12 protein-coding genes and 1 tRNA gene are annotated in these 13,694 nt (G+C 71.3%); 3 read left to right on the forward strand and 10 right to left on the reverse strand.

The genetic code is table 11. From position 1 onward, the window contains the following. Positions 1 to 11: 11 nt before the first annotated feature. Positions 12 to 410, reverse strand: coding sequence for a hypothetical protein (locus Q1V88_RS00300; RefSeq protein ID WP_300676081.1), 399 nt, complete (start codon positions 408 to 410; stop codon positions 12 to 14). A gap of 164 nt (positions 411 to 574) precedes the next feature. On the opposite strand from Q1V88_RS00300, the gene Q1V88_RS00305 reads away from it, so the two are divergent. Beyond that, positions 575 to 1,150 carry a DUF4232 domain-containing protein gene (locus tag Q1V88_RS00305; RefSeq protein WP_300676084.1) on the forward strand — a complete coding sequence of 192 codons (576 nt, stop codon included), beginning with the start codon at positions 575 to 577 and terminating at the stop codon, positions 1,148 to 1,150. A gap of 117 nt (positions 1,151 to 1,267) precedes the next feature. Further along, positions 1,268 to 2,170 carry a 3,4-dioxygenase subunit beta gene (locus Q1V88_RS00310; RefSeq protein WP_300676087.1) on the forward strand — a complete coding sequence of 301 codons (903 nt, stop codon included), beginning with the start codon at positions 1,268 to 1,270 and terminating at the stop codon, positions 2,168 to 2,170. Here Q1V88_RS00310 and Q1V88_RS00315 read toward each other — a convergent pair. From Q1V88_RS00315 to Q1V88_RS00335, 5 genes are all read right to left on the reverse strand, one after another. After that, on the reverse strand, positions 2,140 to 2,790 hold the full coding sequence (locus Q1V88_RS00315) for a copper resistance CopC family protein (RefSeq protein ID WP_300676089.1): 651 nt from the start codon (positions 2,788 to 2,790) through the stop codon (positions 2,140 to 2,142). The genes Q1V88_RS00310 and Q1V88_RS00315 overlap by 31 nt on opposite strands. Further along, complete coding sequence (locus Q1V88_RS00320) at positions 2,787 to 4,034, reverse strand: Dyp-type peroxidase (protein ID WP_300676092.1); 1,248 nt, start codon at positions 4,032 to 4,034, stop codon at positions 2,787 to 2,789. The genes Q1V88_RS00315 and Q1V88_RS00320 overlap by 4 nt, the downstream gene beginning before the upstream one ends. A gap of 19 nt (positions 4,035 to 4,053) precedes the next feature. Next, positions 4,054 to 4,635, reverse strand: coding sequence for a copper chaperone PCu(A)C (locus Q1V88_RS00325; RefSeq protein WP_300676095.1), 582 nt, complete (start codon positions 4,633 to 4,635; stop codon positions 4,054 to 4,056). Positions 4,636 to 4,724: 89 nt separating this feature from the next. Beyond that, positions 4,725 to 4,800, reverse strand: a tRNA-Gly gene (locus tag Q1V88_RS00330). A gap of 41 nt (positions 4,801 to 4,841) precedes the next feature. Beyond that, entirely contained in the window at positions 4,842 to 5,642 is an 801-nt protein-coding gene (locus Q1V88_RS00335) for an SGNH/GDSL hydrolase family protein (RefSeq protein ID WP_300676098.1), read from the reverse strand. A gap of 143 nt (positions 5,643 to 5,785) precedes the next feature. Between Q1V88_RS00335 and dcd the strand changes: the two genes are divergently transcribed. Next, on the forward strand, positions 5,786 to 6,361 hold the full coding sequence (gene dcd / locus Q1V88_RS00340; RefSeq protein WP_300676100.1) for a dCTP deaminase: 576 nt from the start codon (positions 5,786 to 5,788) through the stop codon (positions 6,359 to 6,361). Here the strand turns inward: dcd and Q1V88_RS00345 are convergent. From Q1V88_RS00345 to Q1V88_RS00360, 4 genes are all read right to left on the reverse strand, one after another. Beyond that, a complete protein-coding gene (locus Q1V88_RS00345; RefSeq protein WP_300676103.1) occupies positions 6,323 to 7,198 on the reverse strand; it encodes a phosphatase PAP2 family protein in 876 nt (291 codons plus the stop codon). The two genes, dcd and Q1V88_RS00345, sit on opposite strands and share 39 nt — an antisense overlap. Before the next feature lie 69 nt (positions 7,199 to 7,267). After that, on the reverse strand, positions 7,268 to 8,380 hold the full coding sequence (locus Q1V88_RS00350; protein ID WP_300676106.1) for a type IV toxin-antitoxin system AbiEi family antitoxin domain-containing protein: 1,113 nt from the start codon (positions 8,378 to 8,380) through the stop codon (positions 7,268 to 7,270). Between the two features lie 190 nt (positions 8,381 to 8,570). Beyond that, positions 8,571 to 12,386: a heterodisulfide reductase-related iron-sulfur binding cluster gene (locus Q1V88_RS00355; protein WP_300676109.1), complete on the reverse strand. Its 3,816-nt coding sequence runs from the start codon at positions 12,384 to 12,386 to the stop codon at positions 8,571 to 8,573. Between the two features lie 32 nt (positions 12,387 to 12,418). Beyond that, complete coding sequence (locus tag Q1V88_RS00360; RefSeq protein WP_300676112.1) at positions 12,419 to 13,615, reverse strand: MFS transporter; 1,197 nt, start codon at positions 13,613 to 13,615, stop codon at positions 12,419 to 12,421. Between the last annotated feature and the right edge of the window lie 79 nt (positions 13,616 to 13,694).

Genomic DNA, 13,694 nt, shown 5'->3' on the forward strand with positions numbered 1-13,694 from the left:
CGTGCCGGGGTTCATGCCTCGGGCAGCGGGGCGATCTTCACCGGGATGTCGGTGTTCTCGTCGACGTGGTAGCTCGCGCAGACCCGGTGGTAGCCGTCGGCGATCTGGGCCGGTACGCCGTTCTGGCACCGGCCCCGGACGAGCAGGACGGGGGAGAGGCGCTTGCCGCGCATGATCCGGCGCAGGTCCTTGAGCACGTGCAGGTTGTCGGCGGGCAGGAGTGGGAGGCCGGAGGCACGCAGGATGTCCTTGGCCTTGAAGTGGACCACCTCGGCCCGCTTCAGCTCGCGGAGGATCTGCTTGATCGTGCCCTCGTCGGCGACCAGGGACAGGTAGTTGCCCGCCGCCGGGTAGTCGTGCGTGTCCGGATCGTCCTTCCACCGGACCTCGTCCGTCTGGATCGTGACCATGATCGTCCTCTCGCCGCCGTGGAGTTCGAGAGTAGGCGAGGTGTGGGGCCGGGTCGCGCGGCCGAGCCCACGTTCTTCTCGGATTCTCAGGCGTGGGGGCTCGCATCCGGAGCAGAACAGGCGTGTCCTGAAGGGGTCCTCACCCGACTTGCTAGGAGGTTCCCGTGTCCACCTCGCGGTTCACGTCACAGCCCACCTCGCGGTCCGTCCCACGCCTCGTCGGACGTCCCCGCGCCGCCCACGTCGGGGCCGCGGGAGCGGCACTCGCGCTGGTGACCCTGATCGTGCCGTTGACCGGCGTACCGGCGCAGGCAGCGGCCCCGCCGGCCTGCACCGCGTCGATGACCAAGGTCAGCTTCGGCAACACCGACGGTGCGGCCGGGTCGATCTACGGGACGATGCGGGTCACCAACGTGTCGACCCGGACGTGCACGATCCACGGCTACGGCGGGATCTCGTACGTCGGCCACGGCAACGGCACCCAGATCGGAGCCGCCGCCGACCGGACCGCGGCCCGGGTCGGCACCGTCACGCTGCGCCCCCGCCAGAGCGCCACCGCGCAGGTGCGGATGGTCGAGGCGGGCGACTACGGCCGTCGGCACTGCCGTCCGACCGCGGTCGACGGGTTCCGCGTCTACCTGCCCGGCGAGACCCACTCGAAGTACGTCGCCTATCCGACCACCGGATGCGCGAACCCGAACGTCCACCTGCTCTCGTCCAAGCCGTACCGCGCCGCCTGAGCAGGCCGACCACCACGTCGGCGGCCGGCCGGTCCCGCACCCCCGGGCCGGCCGGTTGTCGACATCTTCCTGCTTTCTGTTCAGTCCCCTCACAGAGACGGCCGTCAGGATCGTCCTATGAGCAACGACCACGATGAGCACCGCGAGGGATTCGCCCACGACCTCCCGCAGATGCAGGCCAAGGGGATGGTGCGCCGGTCCTTCGGCCGCCGTGGCCTGCTCGGCCTGGTCGGCGGAGGAGTGGCGGCCGCGACCCTGGCCGCCTGCGGCAGCGACGGCAGTACGGCGACCAGCTCGGCCTCCGCGTCGGCCGGCGGCCCCGGCGGGTCGGGGGCGGGAGCACCTCCGGGCGGTGTCGGGGGCGGCTCGGTGTCACAGAGCGGGGTCGAGGACGGCGACATACCCGAGGAGACCAACGGGCCCTACCCCGCCGACGGCACCAACGGCGTCAACGTCCTGACCGAGTCCGGCATCGTGCGCAGCGACATCACCAAGAGCTTCGGCGCGGCGACCGGCGTCGCCGCCGGTGTGCCGCTCGCGGTGAAGCTCAAGGTCTACAACCACTCCGGCTCCGACCTGACGCCGTACGCCGGCGCCGCGGTGTACATCTGGCACTGCGACCGGGACGGGAACTACTCGCTCTACTCCGACGGGATCACCGAGGAGAACTACCTGCGCGGCGTGCAGGAGGTCGCCGACGACGGCACGGTGGAGTTCACCACGATCTTTCCCGCCTGCTACTCGGGGCGGTGGCCCCATATCCATTTCGAGGTCTACCCGTCCCTGGACAAGGCCACCAGCGCCTCGGGGAAGCTGCGCACTTCCCAGATCGCGTTCCCCGAGGACGTCTGCTCGGAGGTCTACGGGAAGGCCGACGGCTACTCGAAGTCCGTCACCAACCTGTCCCAGATCAGCCTCGACTCCGACAACGTCTTCGGCGACGGGCACTCGCTGCAGATGGCGACCCTGACCGGCTCCGTCGACGACGGCTACTCCCTGGAGCTCGCCGTCCCGGTCTGAGTCCGCCGGAGGAGCAGCTCGAGGATCCCGGCGCTGCCGAAGAGCGCCAGGGCGACGAGCACCTGCCACCAGTGCCGGGACCAGAACGACGAGCCGCCGGTGGTCGTGGCCGCTGCGGTGTCGGTGGTCGTGCTCGACGCTGTGGCCGACGGGCTCGGCGACCCCGTGGCCGTGCTCGTGGCGGTCGCTGCGGCGCTGGCGGACGGACTGGCCGAGCCGCTCGACGTCGCCGCGCCGACGGTGAAGGTGACCTGGCCGGTGACCTGGTGCCCGTCGACGGAGAACGCCCGGAACGCGTAGCTGTACGTCCCCTGCTGGGTGCTGGGCGTGAGCCGTGCGGAGACGGTACGGCCCGCGACGGTGATGTCGCCGGCGAGCACGGAGGTGCCGTCCGGCGCTGTCGCGACCAGCGAGGCCGGGGCCTTCATCTCGCTGGCGAAGGTCAGCTCGATCCGCGCCGGCAGCGCGGCGAGGACCGCGCCCTGAGCGGGGGTGGCCGAGACCAGGGAGGTGTGCGCGAACGCCGGGGCGGCCGGCACTGCCGCCAGCGCCGTCAGTGCCGCCAGACCGAGGACGACGGCGAGGGCCGCGAGCACTCGCCGGTGGACGGGCGCCCTCATCCGAACAGCCCCTGGCCGACGTACTCGCCCTCGGCGGCACCGGGCGGGATCGCGTAGACCGCCGAGCCGATCGCCGTGGTCCACTCGTTGAGCAGATCCGTCTCAGCCAGGCGTCGCTGGACCGGCACGAACTGGTCGGGGAGGGAGGCGGCGTACGCGATGAAGACCAGGCCGGCGTCCTCGCCGGTCTCGATGGTCGGATCGGCGACGGTGTAGTTGTAGGGCCGGCGCAGGAACTTCTCCCGCGCGCTGTGCGGCCGGGCACGGGCGATGTGGCTGGCCGCGTCGATGACGGGCAGGCCGACGGCGTCGACGGCGTCGAAGTCGGGGTCGTCGAACTCGTCGGTGCCGGTGAGCGGCGCGCCGTTGTCGATCCGCCGGCCGATCGCCGCCTCCCGGCTGGGGCGATCGACCTGGTCCCAGGTGGACATGATCGCGCGGATGCGGCGTACGACCATGAAGGTGCCTCCGCTGAAGTCCGCGGCGCTCGACCAGAGCAGCTCGTCGAAGTCAGCGTCGGTCTCGGCCGGGTTGACCGTGCCGTCGACCTGACCCATCACGTTGCGCGGTGTGGTGCCGTCGGACTCGATCCCGCGGGCCCGGCGGTAGCCCTCCTGCATCCAGGTCGGCGACGCGAACGCGGCGCTGTCCTTGAGCAGCATCCGGCGGGCGTGGGCCAGGGTGAGCGGGTCGTCGGCGCAGAGCTGGATCGCGATGTCGGTCTGCCCCCAGCGCTTCTCCAGGGCGTCGGTACGGAACGCCGGCAGGGCGGCGACCCGGCCGCCGGCCGACGTCGTCATCGCCATCACCCGCGGACCGAAGCCGAACGTCACCGTCAGGCTGGCGGGACGCTCGCCGAGCTCGGCCTCGGTGTCGGCCAGGGCCGGAGCGCCGGTGGTGAGCCGGGCCGCGTCGTCGGAGAGCAGCCGCATCATCCGGGCCAGGTCGTCGCGACCCTGACCCTTGCGCAGATCCAGGCCGAGCAGACTGAGGTACGCCGACGGCGGGGTCGCCACACCTGCCTGGTGTGCTCCGTGGAACGGGACGATCTCGTTGCCGATCGGGACGCCGAGACCGGAGCCGGAGCCGGACGTGGCAGGGCTGGCTGAGGTGGTCGGGGTGCCGGCGGTGCCGCTGTCGGGGGCCAGCGCGGAGCCGAGCGACCAGCCCACTCCGGCGCTGCCGAGGGCGACGGCGCCGGAGCGGAGCAGGTGACGTCGGCTCCAGGAGGGTTTCTCGCTCATCGGGTCAGGATCAGGTGGGTCAGTGCCCCATCGAGCCCATCGAGCCGGTGGCCTCCGAGGAGGGGGCGTAGCTCTCCTGCGCACCGGAGAAGTCCTTGGCCAGTGCCTCGAAGTCGACGGTCGAGCCGTCGCCGAGGGTGAGGGTGACGGTGATCGAGCTTCCGGCCTTGATCGGGGCGGTGAGCTTCATCAGCATGATGTGGTTGCCGCCGGGCTCCAGGGCGAAGGTGCCGTGGGCGGGCACCACGAAGCCGCCCTTCTTCTCCTGCATCTTCGAGGACCCGTCGGAGGTCTGCACCGTCTCGTGGAGCTGCACCATCGTGGAGGCCTTCGTGGTGGCCGAGGCGACGGTGATCTCCTTGTCGGTGTTGTTGGTCAGCGTGCCGAAGACCGCGCTCATCCCGGCGTCGGCGGTCTTGACCCAGGGGTCGACGACGGTGAGGTCTGCGGCGGCGTCGGACGCGGCGTCGCTCGGCGTACCGCTGCTGGCGCCGGTGCTCGGCGTCGCCGACGAGCTGGTGGACGACGCGTCGGAACCGCAGGCGCTGAGGCTGAACGCCAGCGCGATCGAGGCGAGGGAGGCGGGGATCAGTTTCGACATCACACCGGCCAAGTCGGTCCGAATGCCGGTTTGGTTCCCGGCCGAGAAATGTCGAACGCCCCTCCGGTGATCGGAGGGGCGTTGCGGCGTGGAGCGGACGACGAGATTCGAACTCGCGACATTCAGCTTGGGAAGCTGACGCTCTACCAACTGAGCTACGTCCGCATGCATCTGGGGGACACCCTGGGTGCGCCCCAGATGCTACCTCACGGTGCGACCGGTGCTGTGGCCGGTGTCGTGATGGGGGTCCAGGTGGCGAACTTCGGGGACATCCCGTCGCCCGAGGAGGCGCGGCGCAGTCGACGGCCGACCCAGGGGGCGAGGTGCTTGCGGGCCCACTCGGCGTTCTCCCGGCGGACGTCGGCCCGGCTCTTCAGCGGTCCCTCGGGGATCGGGTACGGCTGGAGGTCGTGGCTCACGCCGAGGGTGTCGAGCACGTTGATCGCGATGCCCTGGTGGCCGATCGGGTTGAGGTGCAGCCGGTCCTCGTCCCAGACCCGCAGGTCGCGGCCGTCGCGCAGCCGCCAGTTGTCGACCAGCACGACCTCGTCGTGGGCGTCGACGTACTCGCGGATCAGCTCGTTGAACACCGCCACCCGGCCACGGATCGCGCCGAAGACGCCCGAGGAGCCACCGTCGCCGTGGGTGAAGAGGGTGATCGTGGCGCCGCTGCGGCGCAGCTGCTCCACCGAGGTGGTCAGGGAGTCGACCAGGGTGTCGATGTCGACCTTGGGACGCAGCAGGTCGTTGCCGCCCGCGCTCAGGGTCACCAGATCGGGCTTGAGGTCGAGGGCGGCCCCGACCTGCTCGTCCAGGATCGGCTGGAGCTTGCGTCCTCGGATCGCGAGGTTGGCGTAGCGGAAGTCGTCGCTCTTGGTGGCCAGGGCCTCGGCGACGCGATCGGCCCAGCCGCGGACTCCGTTGGGACGCGAGAGGTCGGGGTCGCCGACGCCCTCGGTGAAGGAGTCACCCAGTGCGACGTACCGGAGGTATGTGGGTTCAGCCATGAGCCCTATTGTGCGCCGCGGCTAAGTGGAACGCACAGTCCGGGTGTTGTTCTGGGGGCTGTCTGGGTGCTGTCCGGGGGCTCGGCGAGCGCTCCCGGGCATCCTGAGGCGGCGCCACTGTGGTAGACGATAGGGTTTCGGTCATGCTGCTCAGCGACCGCGACATCTTGGGCCAGATCGACGGCGGCCGGATCGCCCTCGACCCGTGGGACCCGGCGATGCTGCAGCCCTCGTCGATCGACGTCCGCCTCGACCGGTTCTTCCGCGTCTTCGACAACCACAAGTACGCCACCATCGACCCGGCGGTCGACCAGTCGGAGCTGACCCGACAGGTCGAGACCGAGGGTGAGGAGCCCTTCATCCTGCACCCGGGTGAGTTCGTGCTGGGATCGACGTACGAGACCGTGACGCTGCCCGACGACATCGCCGCCCGCGTCGAGGGGAAGTCCTCGCTGGGGCGTCTGGGTCTGCTCACGCACGCCACCGCCGGCTTCGTCGACCCGGGCTTCTCCGGCCACGTGACGCTGGAGCTCGCGAACGTCGCGACGCTGCCGATCAAGCTCTACCCGGGCATGAAGATCGGTCAGTTCTGCTTCTTCCAGCTCACCTCGCCGGCCGACCACCCGTACGGCTCGGACAAGTACGGATCGCGCTACCAGGGGCAGCGCGGCCCGACGCCGTCACGGAGCTTCCAGAACTTCCACCGCACCGCTATCTGAGGCGGGTCCCTCGACGCCGGCCGTCGTCGAGGTCGTACGCCGGGCTCGGCGGGCGCGCCACCAGGTGTCGAACCGCAGCCCGATCCAGAGCAGGATCAGTGCGACGATGCCGTCGAGCCACCAGTGGTGACCGGTCGCGGCGACGACGTACATCGTGATCGGCAGGTGCAGGGCGATCACCCAGCGCCACCAGTGCGGTGAGGCTGCGATCACGCCGAGGCTGACCACTGCCGCCCAGGCGACGTGGATCGACGGCATCGCTGCGTACTGGTCGGAGATGCCGGTGCCCGGGTCACCATAGACCCGGAAGCCCAGGTGCTGGGAGAGGTCGACGAATCCGAGCTCGGGGACGAACCGCGGCGGGGCCACTCGGATGAAGCGGATGATCAGGCAGCCGAGGGTGACGTAGACCAGGCCGTTGCGCCAGTGCGGGTACTTGTCGCGGTGCAGCACCCACATCCAGACCAGGAAGACGATCAGCGCCGGGACGTGCACGGTCGCGTAGTAGGCGTTGATCGCTCGCGCCAGCCACTCGTGGCTGATCGCGAAGTGCTGGAGGCCGATCTCGGAGGGGAGGTGGAGCCAGTTCTGGACGTCGTTGATGTCGCGGCCCCGCTCGACCGCGCCCGCCTCGTGGGTGAACGGCAGCTCGCGGGCGATCCGCCACACGCCGTAGAGCCCCGCGACCAGGGAGAACTCCAGCAGGCTCGGCTCGGCTCCGCGCCGGAACCTGCTGCGCGGCAGGAGGCGGGTGAGCGCCCACAGGGCGAGGGAGATCGCGCACGCGATGCCTGCCTGTTGCCACGTCGGCCAGGGCATCTCGTCAAACCACGACATGGCAGCAGTCTGGCCGACGCCGGGTGAGGGCGGTGGATCCGGGTCATCGGGCGGCTCCGATCCATCGCCTCACCCGCACCGTGGGCAGCGGGTCGGGACGCCGGTCCAGCCGCGGCGGGCCAGTACCACCGCGATCTTGCGGGCGGTGTCGCACGGCGTCTCGAAGACCTGGGGCCAGCCGAGCCGGAGGGTGAGCGGCTCGCGGGCGGTCGCTGCGGCCAGGTCCTGGTCGACGGGCGGGTCGTGATCCGGGTCGAGGTCCCGGTCCCGGTCGCGGTTGGGGCCCCGGGCGCGGTCGCCCGGCCGGGAGCGGGCCAGCCGTCCGTCGAGCTCGATCAGGACGTCGTACGCCGGGTAGGCGAGGCTGCGGAAGCCGGGCCTCCCCGGGGTGGTGGGGGTCGGGCGCTCGGGGGTGGGCAGGCCGTGGGCGAGCTCGACGCGGCTGAGGTAGCCGTGCTCGAGGACCGAACAGGTGCCCGCCCGGACATCGAGCAGCACTGCCCCGAGGAAGCGACGGCGGGGGAGGCGCGGGCGCTCCCGGACGGCCTGGAGGAGGTAGTCCGCGGTGGTCAGACGGGCCTGGGCCGCGTCGGCCAGCCAGCCGATGGCGGCGTCCTCCGTGGCCGCGGCGGCAGCGAGGTCGAGCGCGACGTCCTCGAACCGCATCCGGGGAGGCGAGGCGTTCCAGACGACCCGGAGAGGGAACCGGGCAGCACGGCGCAGGGTGACGCCCTCGGTCGGGGTGAGGTGGCGGTGGCGCGCGACCGCGACGGTGATCGGGGCGTCGTCGTCGAAACGGCCCGGCCCGCCCGCGGCCCGCCAGGCGGACTCGCCCGCGAGCGCGGCAGGCCAGGCGCTGAGCACCGCCGCCCAGGCACGCTGGATCCAGGTCAGCGGACCGGTGTGGTTGATGAACACGCCGTCGCTGACCCGCGCCCACTCCTGGCGCCGGATCCGTCGCCGGACCTCGGACGCGGGATAGCCGCAGCCCAGCACCTGGGTGCGGGAGACCACCCCGTGCTGGTGATCAAGGAGGCGCGCGAGGTGGAACGGGTCCGGCACCGCTGGTGGTCGCCGGGCGGCGGGTCCGGCCGGCGTGGGTGCCCCGGGCGGGCGAGGCAGCGTCGCGACGGCGGTAGGGCGTGGGGTGGTGGGGCCGGGGGTGGTGCGACTCGTGGGCATGGCCCGATCCTGCGTCGTCGGCCGGTGGGCCTGCGCGGGCTCGGGCGGATCTGTGGAGAGCCGGGTGTCGACGCGGGGGCGGTGGAGAGGAGGTGGCTCGTCGTGGGGCGGGTGTGACGCGGGTGGCGGAGTGCGGAAATGGAACGAGCCGCGCCACCGGGTGCGGTGGCGCGGCTCGTCGGGGGTTCGATCAGATGTCGAACAGCGACCCGAGGGTGGTGATGTCCACGTCGGTACGCGGGTGGTGCGTCGCCCCGGAGGACTCGCCGATCACCACGGTGGGAGCCGGGGGAGCGGCTACCGGGGTGGTCTCTGCGGCGGGTGCCTCGACGACCGGGGTCTCGGCGACCGGGGTCTCGACGACCGGGGTCTCGGCGACCGGGGCCTCGATGACCGGTGCGGCCTCCGCCGGGGCGGCGGCCGGGGTCTCGGCGACGGGGGCGGGCGCCGCGGGGGCTGCTGCCGGGGCAGCCGGGGCTGCCTGGCCGGGCTCGACGCTGACGGCACCGTCGGGGGCCGCGATGTCGAACAGGCTGGCGACCTCGTCGATGTTGACGTCCGTGTGCGGCACCGAGGCGGTGCCCGAGGACGTCCCGATCGTCACGCTCGGCGCCGGGGCGGCGGCCACCGGCGCGGCCGGGGCGGCGACGGGCGCCTCCGCGACCGGGGCAGGTGCGGCGGCGGGTGCCTCGGCGACCGGGGCGGGTGCGGCGTCAACTGCCGGTGAAGGCGCTGCCGGGGCTGCTGCAGGCGTGGTTTCGCCAGCAGCCACCGGGGCCGCGGGGGCTGCCGGAGCGGCGGGGGCTGCCTGGCCGGGCTCGACACTGACGGTGCCCGTGGGCGCCTCGATGTCGAACAGGCTCGCGACCTCGTCGATGTTGACGTCGGTGTGCGGCACCGAGGCGGTGCCCGAGGACGTCCCGACGGTGACGCTCGGCGCCGGTGCGGCGACAGGTGCGGCGACGGGGGCGGCGGGAGCCGACTCAGCGGGAGCTGCGACGGGTGCCTCGGCGACCGGAGCAGCCGGGGCGGGAGCCTCGACCGGAGCAGCGGGTGCTGCCGGCGTGGCGACCGGGGCTGCAGCGACCGGAGCGGCCACAGCACTCGCGGCGACCGCGACCGTGCCAGCCGGTGCCTCGATGTCGAACAGGCTGGCGACCTCGTCGATGTTGACGTCCGTGCGCGGCTCGGAGGCCGTGCCGGACGACGGGGCGGCGGCCGGAGCCTCAGCGGCCGCCGGGGCAGCGGGCGCGGCCGGAGCGTCAACCGCCGCAGCCGGAGCCGCCGCAGCCGGAGCCTCGGCCGGGATGTCGAACAGCGACCCACCGGCAGCGGGCGCTGCCGGTGCAGGCGTCTCGGTCGGAGCGACGTCGAACAGCGACCCACCAGCGGCCGGCGCTGCCGGGGCGGCAGGAGCCGCAGGAGCAGCCGGAGCCGGGGTGTCGAAGAGCGACCCGCCCTCGTCGAACAGCGAGCCCGACTTCGCCTCAGGAGCCGCAGGCGTCTCCGGGGCGGGGGTGTCGAACGGGGATCCGCCCGACGTGCCCGGGGCGGGGGTGTCGAACAGCGACCCACCCGACGTACCGCCCGAAGGCGTGTCGAACAGGGAGCCACCCGACGGCGCCTCCGGGGCGGCGGGGGAGTCGAACAGGGACGACGCGTCGTCGGGCGCCGACACCGTCTCGGCCACCTCGGTAGCCGCAGCAGCAGACGCAGCAGGAGCAGCCGGAGTGGCGGCAGCGGCAGCCGCCAGAGCCGCACCCTGACCGGGCGCCAGCTTGGTGGCCTGCTCGCCCTTGACCGAGGAGAGCAGCATCTGGGCGATGTCGAGGACCTCGACCTCTTCGCGCGCCGAGCCGTTGGCCTGGGCGGCGGTGAGGCCGTCGGAGAGCATCACGCGGCAGAAGGGGCAGCCGACGGCGATCTGGTCGGCACCCGTGGCGACGGCCTCGTCGGTGCGGTTCTGGTTGATCCGCGAGCCGAGCTTCTCCTCCATCCACATCCGAGCGCCACCGGCACCACAGCAGAACGAGCGCTCGGAGTTGCGCGGCATCTCCACGACCTCGGCACCGGGCAGGATCTGGAGCAGCTCACGCGGGGGCGTGTAGACGCCGTTGTGACGACCGATGTAGCAGGGGTCGTGGTACGTGATGGAGCGCTTGTGGGCGCCCGCACCCTCGGTCACCGGGGTCAGCTTGCCCTCGCGCACGAGGCGGTTGAGCAGCTGGGTGTGGTGCACGACCTCGAGCTCGATGCCGAACTCCTTGTACTCGTTCTTCAACGTGTTGAAGCAGTGAGCACAGGTCGAGACGACCTTCTTGACCTTGAACTCCTTGAACGTCTCGACGTTCTGCTGAGCCAGGCCCTGGAAGACGAACTCGTTACCGGCACGGCGAGCCGAGTCACCGGTGCAGGTCTCGCCGTTGCCCAGCACGCCGAAGGAGACCCCGGCGATGTTGAGCAGCTCGGCCACGGCGCGGGTGGTCTTCTTCGCGCGGTCCTCGTAGGCACCGGCGCAGCCGACCCAGAACAGCCAGTCGACGGAGTCCAGGTCCTCGATGTCCTCGCCGACGACCTTGACGTCGAAGTCCAGCCCGTCGGTCCACGACAGCCGCTGCTTGGACGACATGTTCCACGGGTTGCCGTTGTTCTCCAGGCCACGGAAGAGACCGTTGAGCTCGGAGGGGAAGTTCGACTCGACCAGCACCTGGTAGCGGCGCATGTCGACGATGTGGTCGACGTGCTCGATGTCGACCGGGCACTGCTGGACACAGGCACCACACGACGTACAGGACCAGAGCACGTCCTCGTCGATGACGAAGCCGCCGTCCTCCGGGTTGTAGAACCAGTCGAGGACCTCCTCGCCCGCACCGGCCTCGGCCGGCTGGGAGGTCTTGCCGATCAGGGGGAGCTGGGCGCGCTCGCCCTCAGGGCCCTCGGTTGCCGAGGCGTAGGCGTGCTCGCGCAGGCCCATCATGAGGAGCTTCGGGGAGAGCGGCTTCTCGGTGTTCCAGGCGGGGCACTGCGACTGGCAGCGGCCACACTCGGTGCAGGTGGTGAAGTCGAGGATGCCCTTCCAGGCGAAGTCGTTGATCGTGCCGACGCCGAGGACGGTCTCCTCGTCCAGGTCGTCGATGTCGTCGAGGGTGATCACCTTGCCACCGGCGATCAGCGGCTTGAGGCCACCGAGCGCGGTGGTGGCGCCGTCGGTGTCGCGACCGATCGACTCACGCTTGAAGAAGATGTTGAACCAGGCCGTGAAGCGGTGCCAGGCGACACCCATCGTCAGGTTGGTCGAGATCACGATCAGCCAGATCAGCGCCGAGGCGATCTTGAACGTGGCGATCAGGTAGATGATGTTCTCCAGCGACCCGATCGAGTCGTGGCCGGTCGGGTAGAGGTGACCGAAGAACTGCGAGATCGGGAAGTGGAAGCCGGTGGCGTGCTCGGCGTGCTCGCCGCCGTGTGCCTGGGCGAGGTTGTACTCAGCACCGCGGATGAAGAGGATCGCGATCGACTCGAGCAGCACCATCGCCTCGACGAAGAACGCCTGCCACATCGTGGAGCCGAAGAAGCGGCTCTTGCGGCCCTTGTCGGCCGGCAGGTTGCGCAGGCGGTAGACGATCAGCGGGATGATGCCGATCGCGCCCAGCAGGCCGAGGCCCTCGGCGATCCACTCGTAGCCGAAGAACTTGCCGATCACGGGGATCGTCCAGTCGGCGCTGAAGAGCTGGATGTACGCCGACCCCACCGCGGTGGAGAGCACGATGAACGCGGCGAACGCGAACCAGTGCAGGATGCCGACCCAGGTCCACTGCAGCATGCGGGTGTGAAGGAGCGTCTCCTTCAGCATCGTCGCCAGGCGCTTGCCCGGGTTGTCGGTGCGCCCGATCGTGGGCTGACCCTGGCCGATGACAGCGAGGACTGAGCGGACAGCCTTGACGACCAGAACGGCCGTCACGACCGTGAGCGCCAGACACGCCACGATGACGATGGTTTGAAGCATGCGCGAATCCTACCGGTGAGTAACTTGCGTCGCTACGAGAGTTCTTGCTCGTCTCGAACCGGCACCAGCGCAAACGCCAGGACCGGAAAGAGTGCAGCGAGGGCGAACGTTCGGGGGAAGCCTAGTGCCACGATCGCCGCCCCTCCGAGCGGTGGCACGAGGGAGCTGGTCAGAAACTGAGCAGTGTTCTGGATGGCGAGCGCCCGCCCGCTCCAGAACGGCCCGGCGCGCTCGGCCACGGCGGTGAACGCCAGGCCGTTGTCGGCGACGGTGAGGACGGTGGCGAGGACCATCAGGGGTACGGCGACCCACCAGCCCATGCCGGCGGTCGCGCCCCACAGGATCAGCACGACGGCTGCGGCCAGGGCGACCCAGCGCAGCGGCCGCATCCGGCTCCGGACCACGTCGGAGAGCTGGCCGGCGGCGATCCGGCCGAACGCGCCGAAGATCTGGGCGACCGCGACCAGGGCGCCCGCTCCGGCGGCCGACCAGCTCCGATCGTCGACCAGCCAGACCAGGGCGAACGTCCAGACCAGGAACTGCGGGACGACCAGCAGCACCGAGACGGCATGGATCCGGGCCAGGTAACGGTTGCCGCGGTACGGGTTGTCGGCCCGGGTCACGGTGCGGGTGGGGCGCGGCGGGTCCACGATCACGAGCGTGACGGCGATGGCGGTGACGGCGCACGCGATCGCCGGGATCAGGATCGCCGCCCGGATGCCGTGCGCCTGAGCCGTCACCGACATCGTGATCGCGGCGATGCCGACCCCGACGGGCTGGGCCATCTGCCGGATCCCCATCGCCAGCCCGCGACGGTGCGGCGGGAACCAGCCGACCACGACCCGGCCGCTGGCCACGTTCGAGCACGCGCTGGCGGCACCACCGACCCCGATCGCGATCGCGAACAGGACCAGGCTGGAGGTGGCCGCGGCGGCCAGTCCGGCCAGCGCCGCGACGCTCAGGCCGATCTGGAGGACGACCCGCTCGCCGATCGCGTCGGTGACGGCACCCCAGGCGACCAGGGCCAGCATCACGCCGATCGTCGGTGCGGCGGCGACCACGCCGGCCTGGCTCAGGCTCAGACCGTGGTCACGGGTCAGCGTCGGGATCAGGAAGGCCGCACCGTGGGCCATCACGGCCGCGCCGGACTGGGCGGCGGTGCTGACGCCGAGCATCCACCAGCGGCGGGCGGTGCCGACCGGTGCTGCTGAGGGTCGGCGCGCTGTCATCGGCATGATTCAAGCCGAGTGCGCCTGGGGGTGTGGCGTAGGTCTCGACCCTCGGGCTGTGACCTGTGTCTCATGGCGG

It is taken from the genome of Nocardioides sp., assembly GCF_030150155.1.
Lineage (GTDB): Bacteria > Actinomycetota > Actinomycetes > Propionibacteriales > Nocardioidaceae > Nocardioides.

Excerpts from the sequence above, each read along its gene's own strand:
- Q1V88_RS00300 (WP_300676081.1), bottom strand. The coding sequence starts at position 410 with ATGGTCACGATCCAGACGGACGAGGTCCGGTGGAAGGACGATCCGGAC.
- Q1V88_RS00310 (WP_300676087.1), top strand. The coding sequence starts at position 1,268 with ATGAGCAACGACCACGATGAGCACCGCGAGGGATTCGCCCACGACCTC.
- Q1V88_RS00315 (WP_300676089.1), bottom strand. The coding sequence starts at position 2,790 with ATGAGGGCGCCCGTCCACCGGCGAGTGCTCGCGGCCCTCGCCGTCGTC.
- Q1V88_RS00320 (WP_300676092.1), bottom strand. The coding sequence starts at position 4,034 with ATGAGCGAGAAACCCTCCTGGAGCCGACGTCACCTGCTCCGCTCCGGC.
- Q1V88_RS00325 (WP_300676095.1), bottom strand. The coding sequence starts at position 4,635 with ATGTCGAAACTGATCCCCGCCTCCCTCGCCTCGATCGCGCTGGCGTTC.
- Q1V88_RS00335 (WP_300676098.1), bottom strand. The coding sequence starts at position 5,642 with ATGGCTGAACCCACATACCTCCGGTACGTCGCACTGGGTGACTCCTTC.
- dcd (WP_300676100.1), top strand. The coding sequence starts at position 5,786 with ATGCTGCTCAGCGACCGCGACATCTTGGGCCAGATCGACGGCGGCCGG.
- Q1V88_RS00345 (WP_300676103.1), bottom strand. The coding sequence starts at position 7,198 with ATGTCGTGGTTTGACGAGATGCCCTGGCCGACGTGGCAACAGGCAGGC.
- Q1V88_RS00350 (WP_300676106.1), bottom strand. The coding sequence starts at position 8,380 with ATGCCCACGAGTCGCACCACCCCCGGCCCCACCACCCCACGCCCTACC.
- Q1V88_RS00355 (WP_300676109.1), bottom strand. The coding sequence starts at position 12,386 with ATGCTTCAAACCATCGTCATCGTGGCGTGTCTGGCGCTCACGGTCGTG.
- Q1V88_RS00360 (WP_300676112.1), bottom strand. The coding sequence starts at position 13,615 with ATGACAGCGCGCCGACCCTCAGCAGCACCGGTCGGCACCGCCCGCCGC.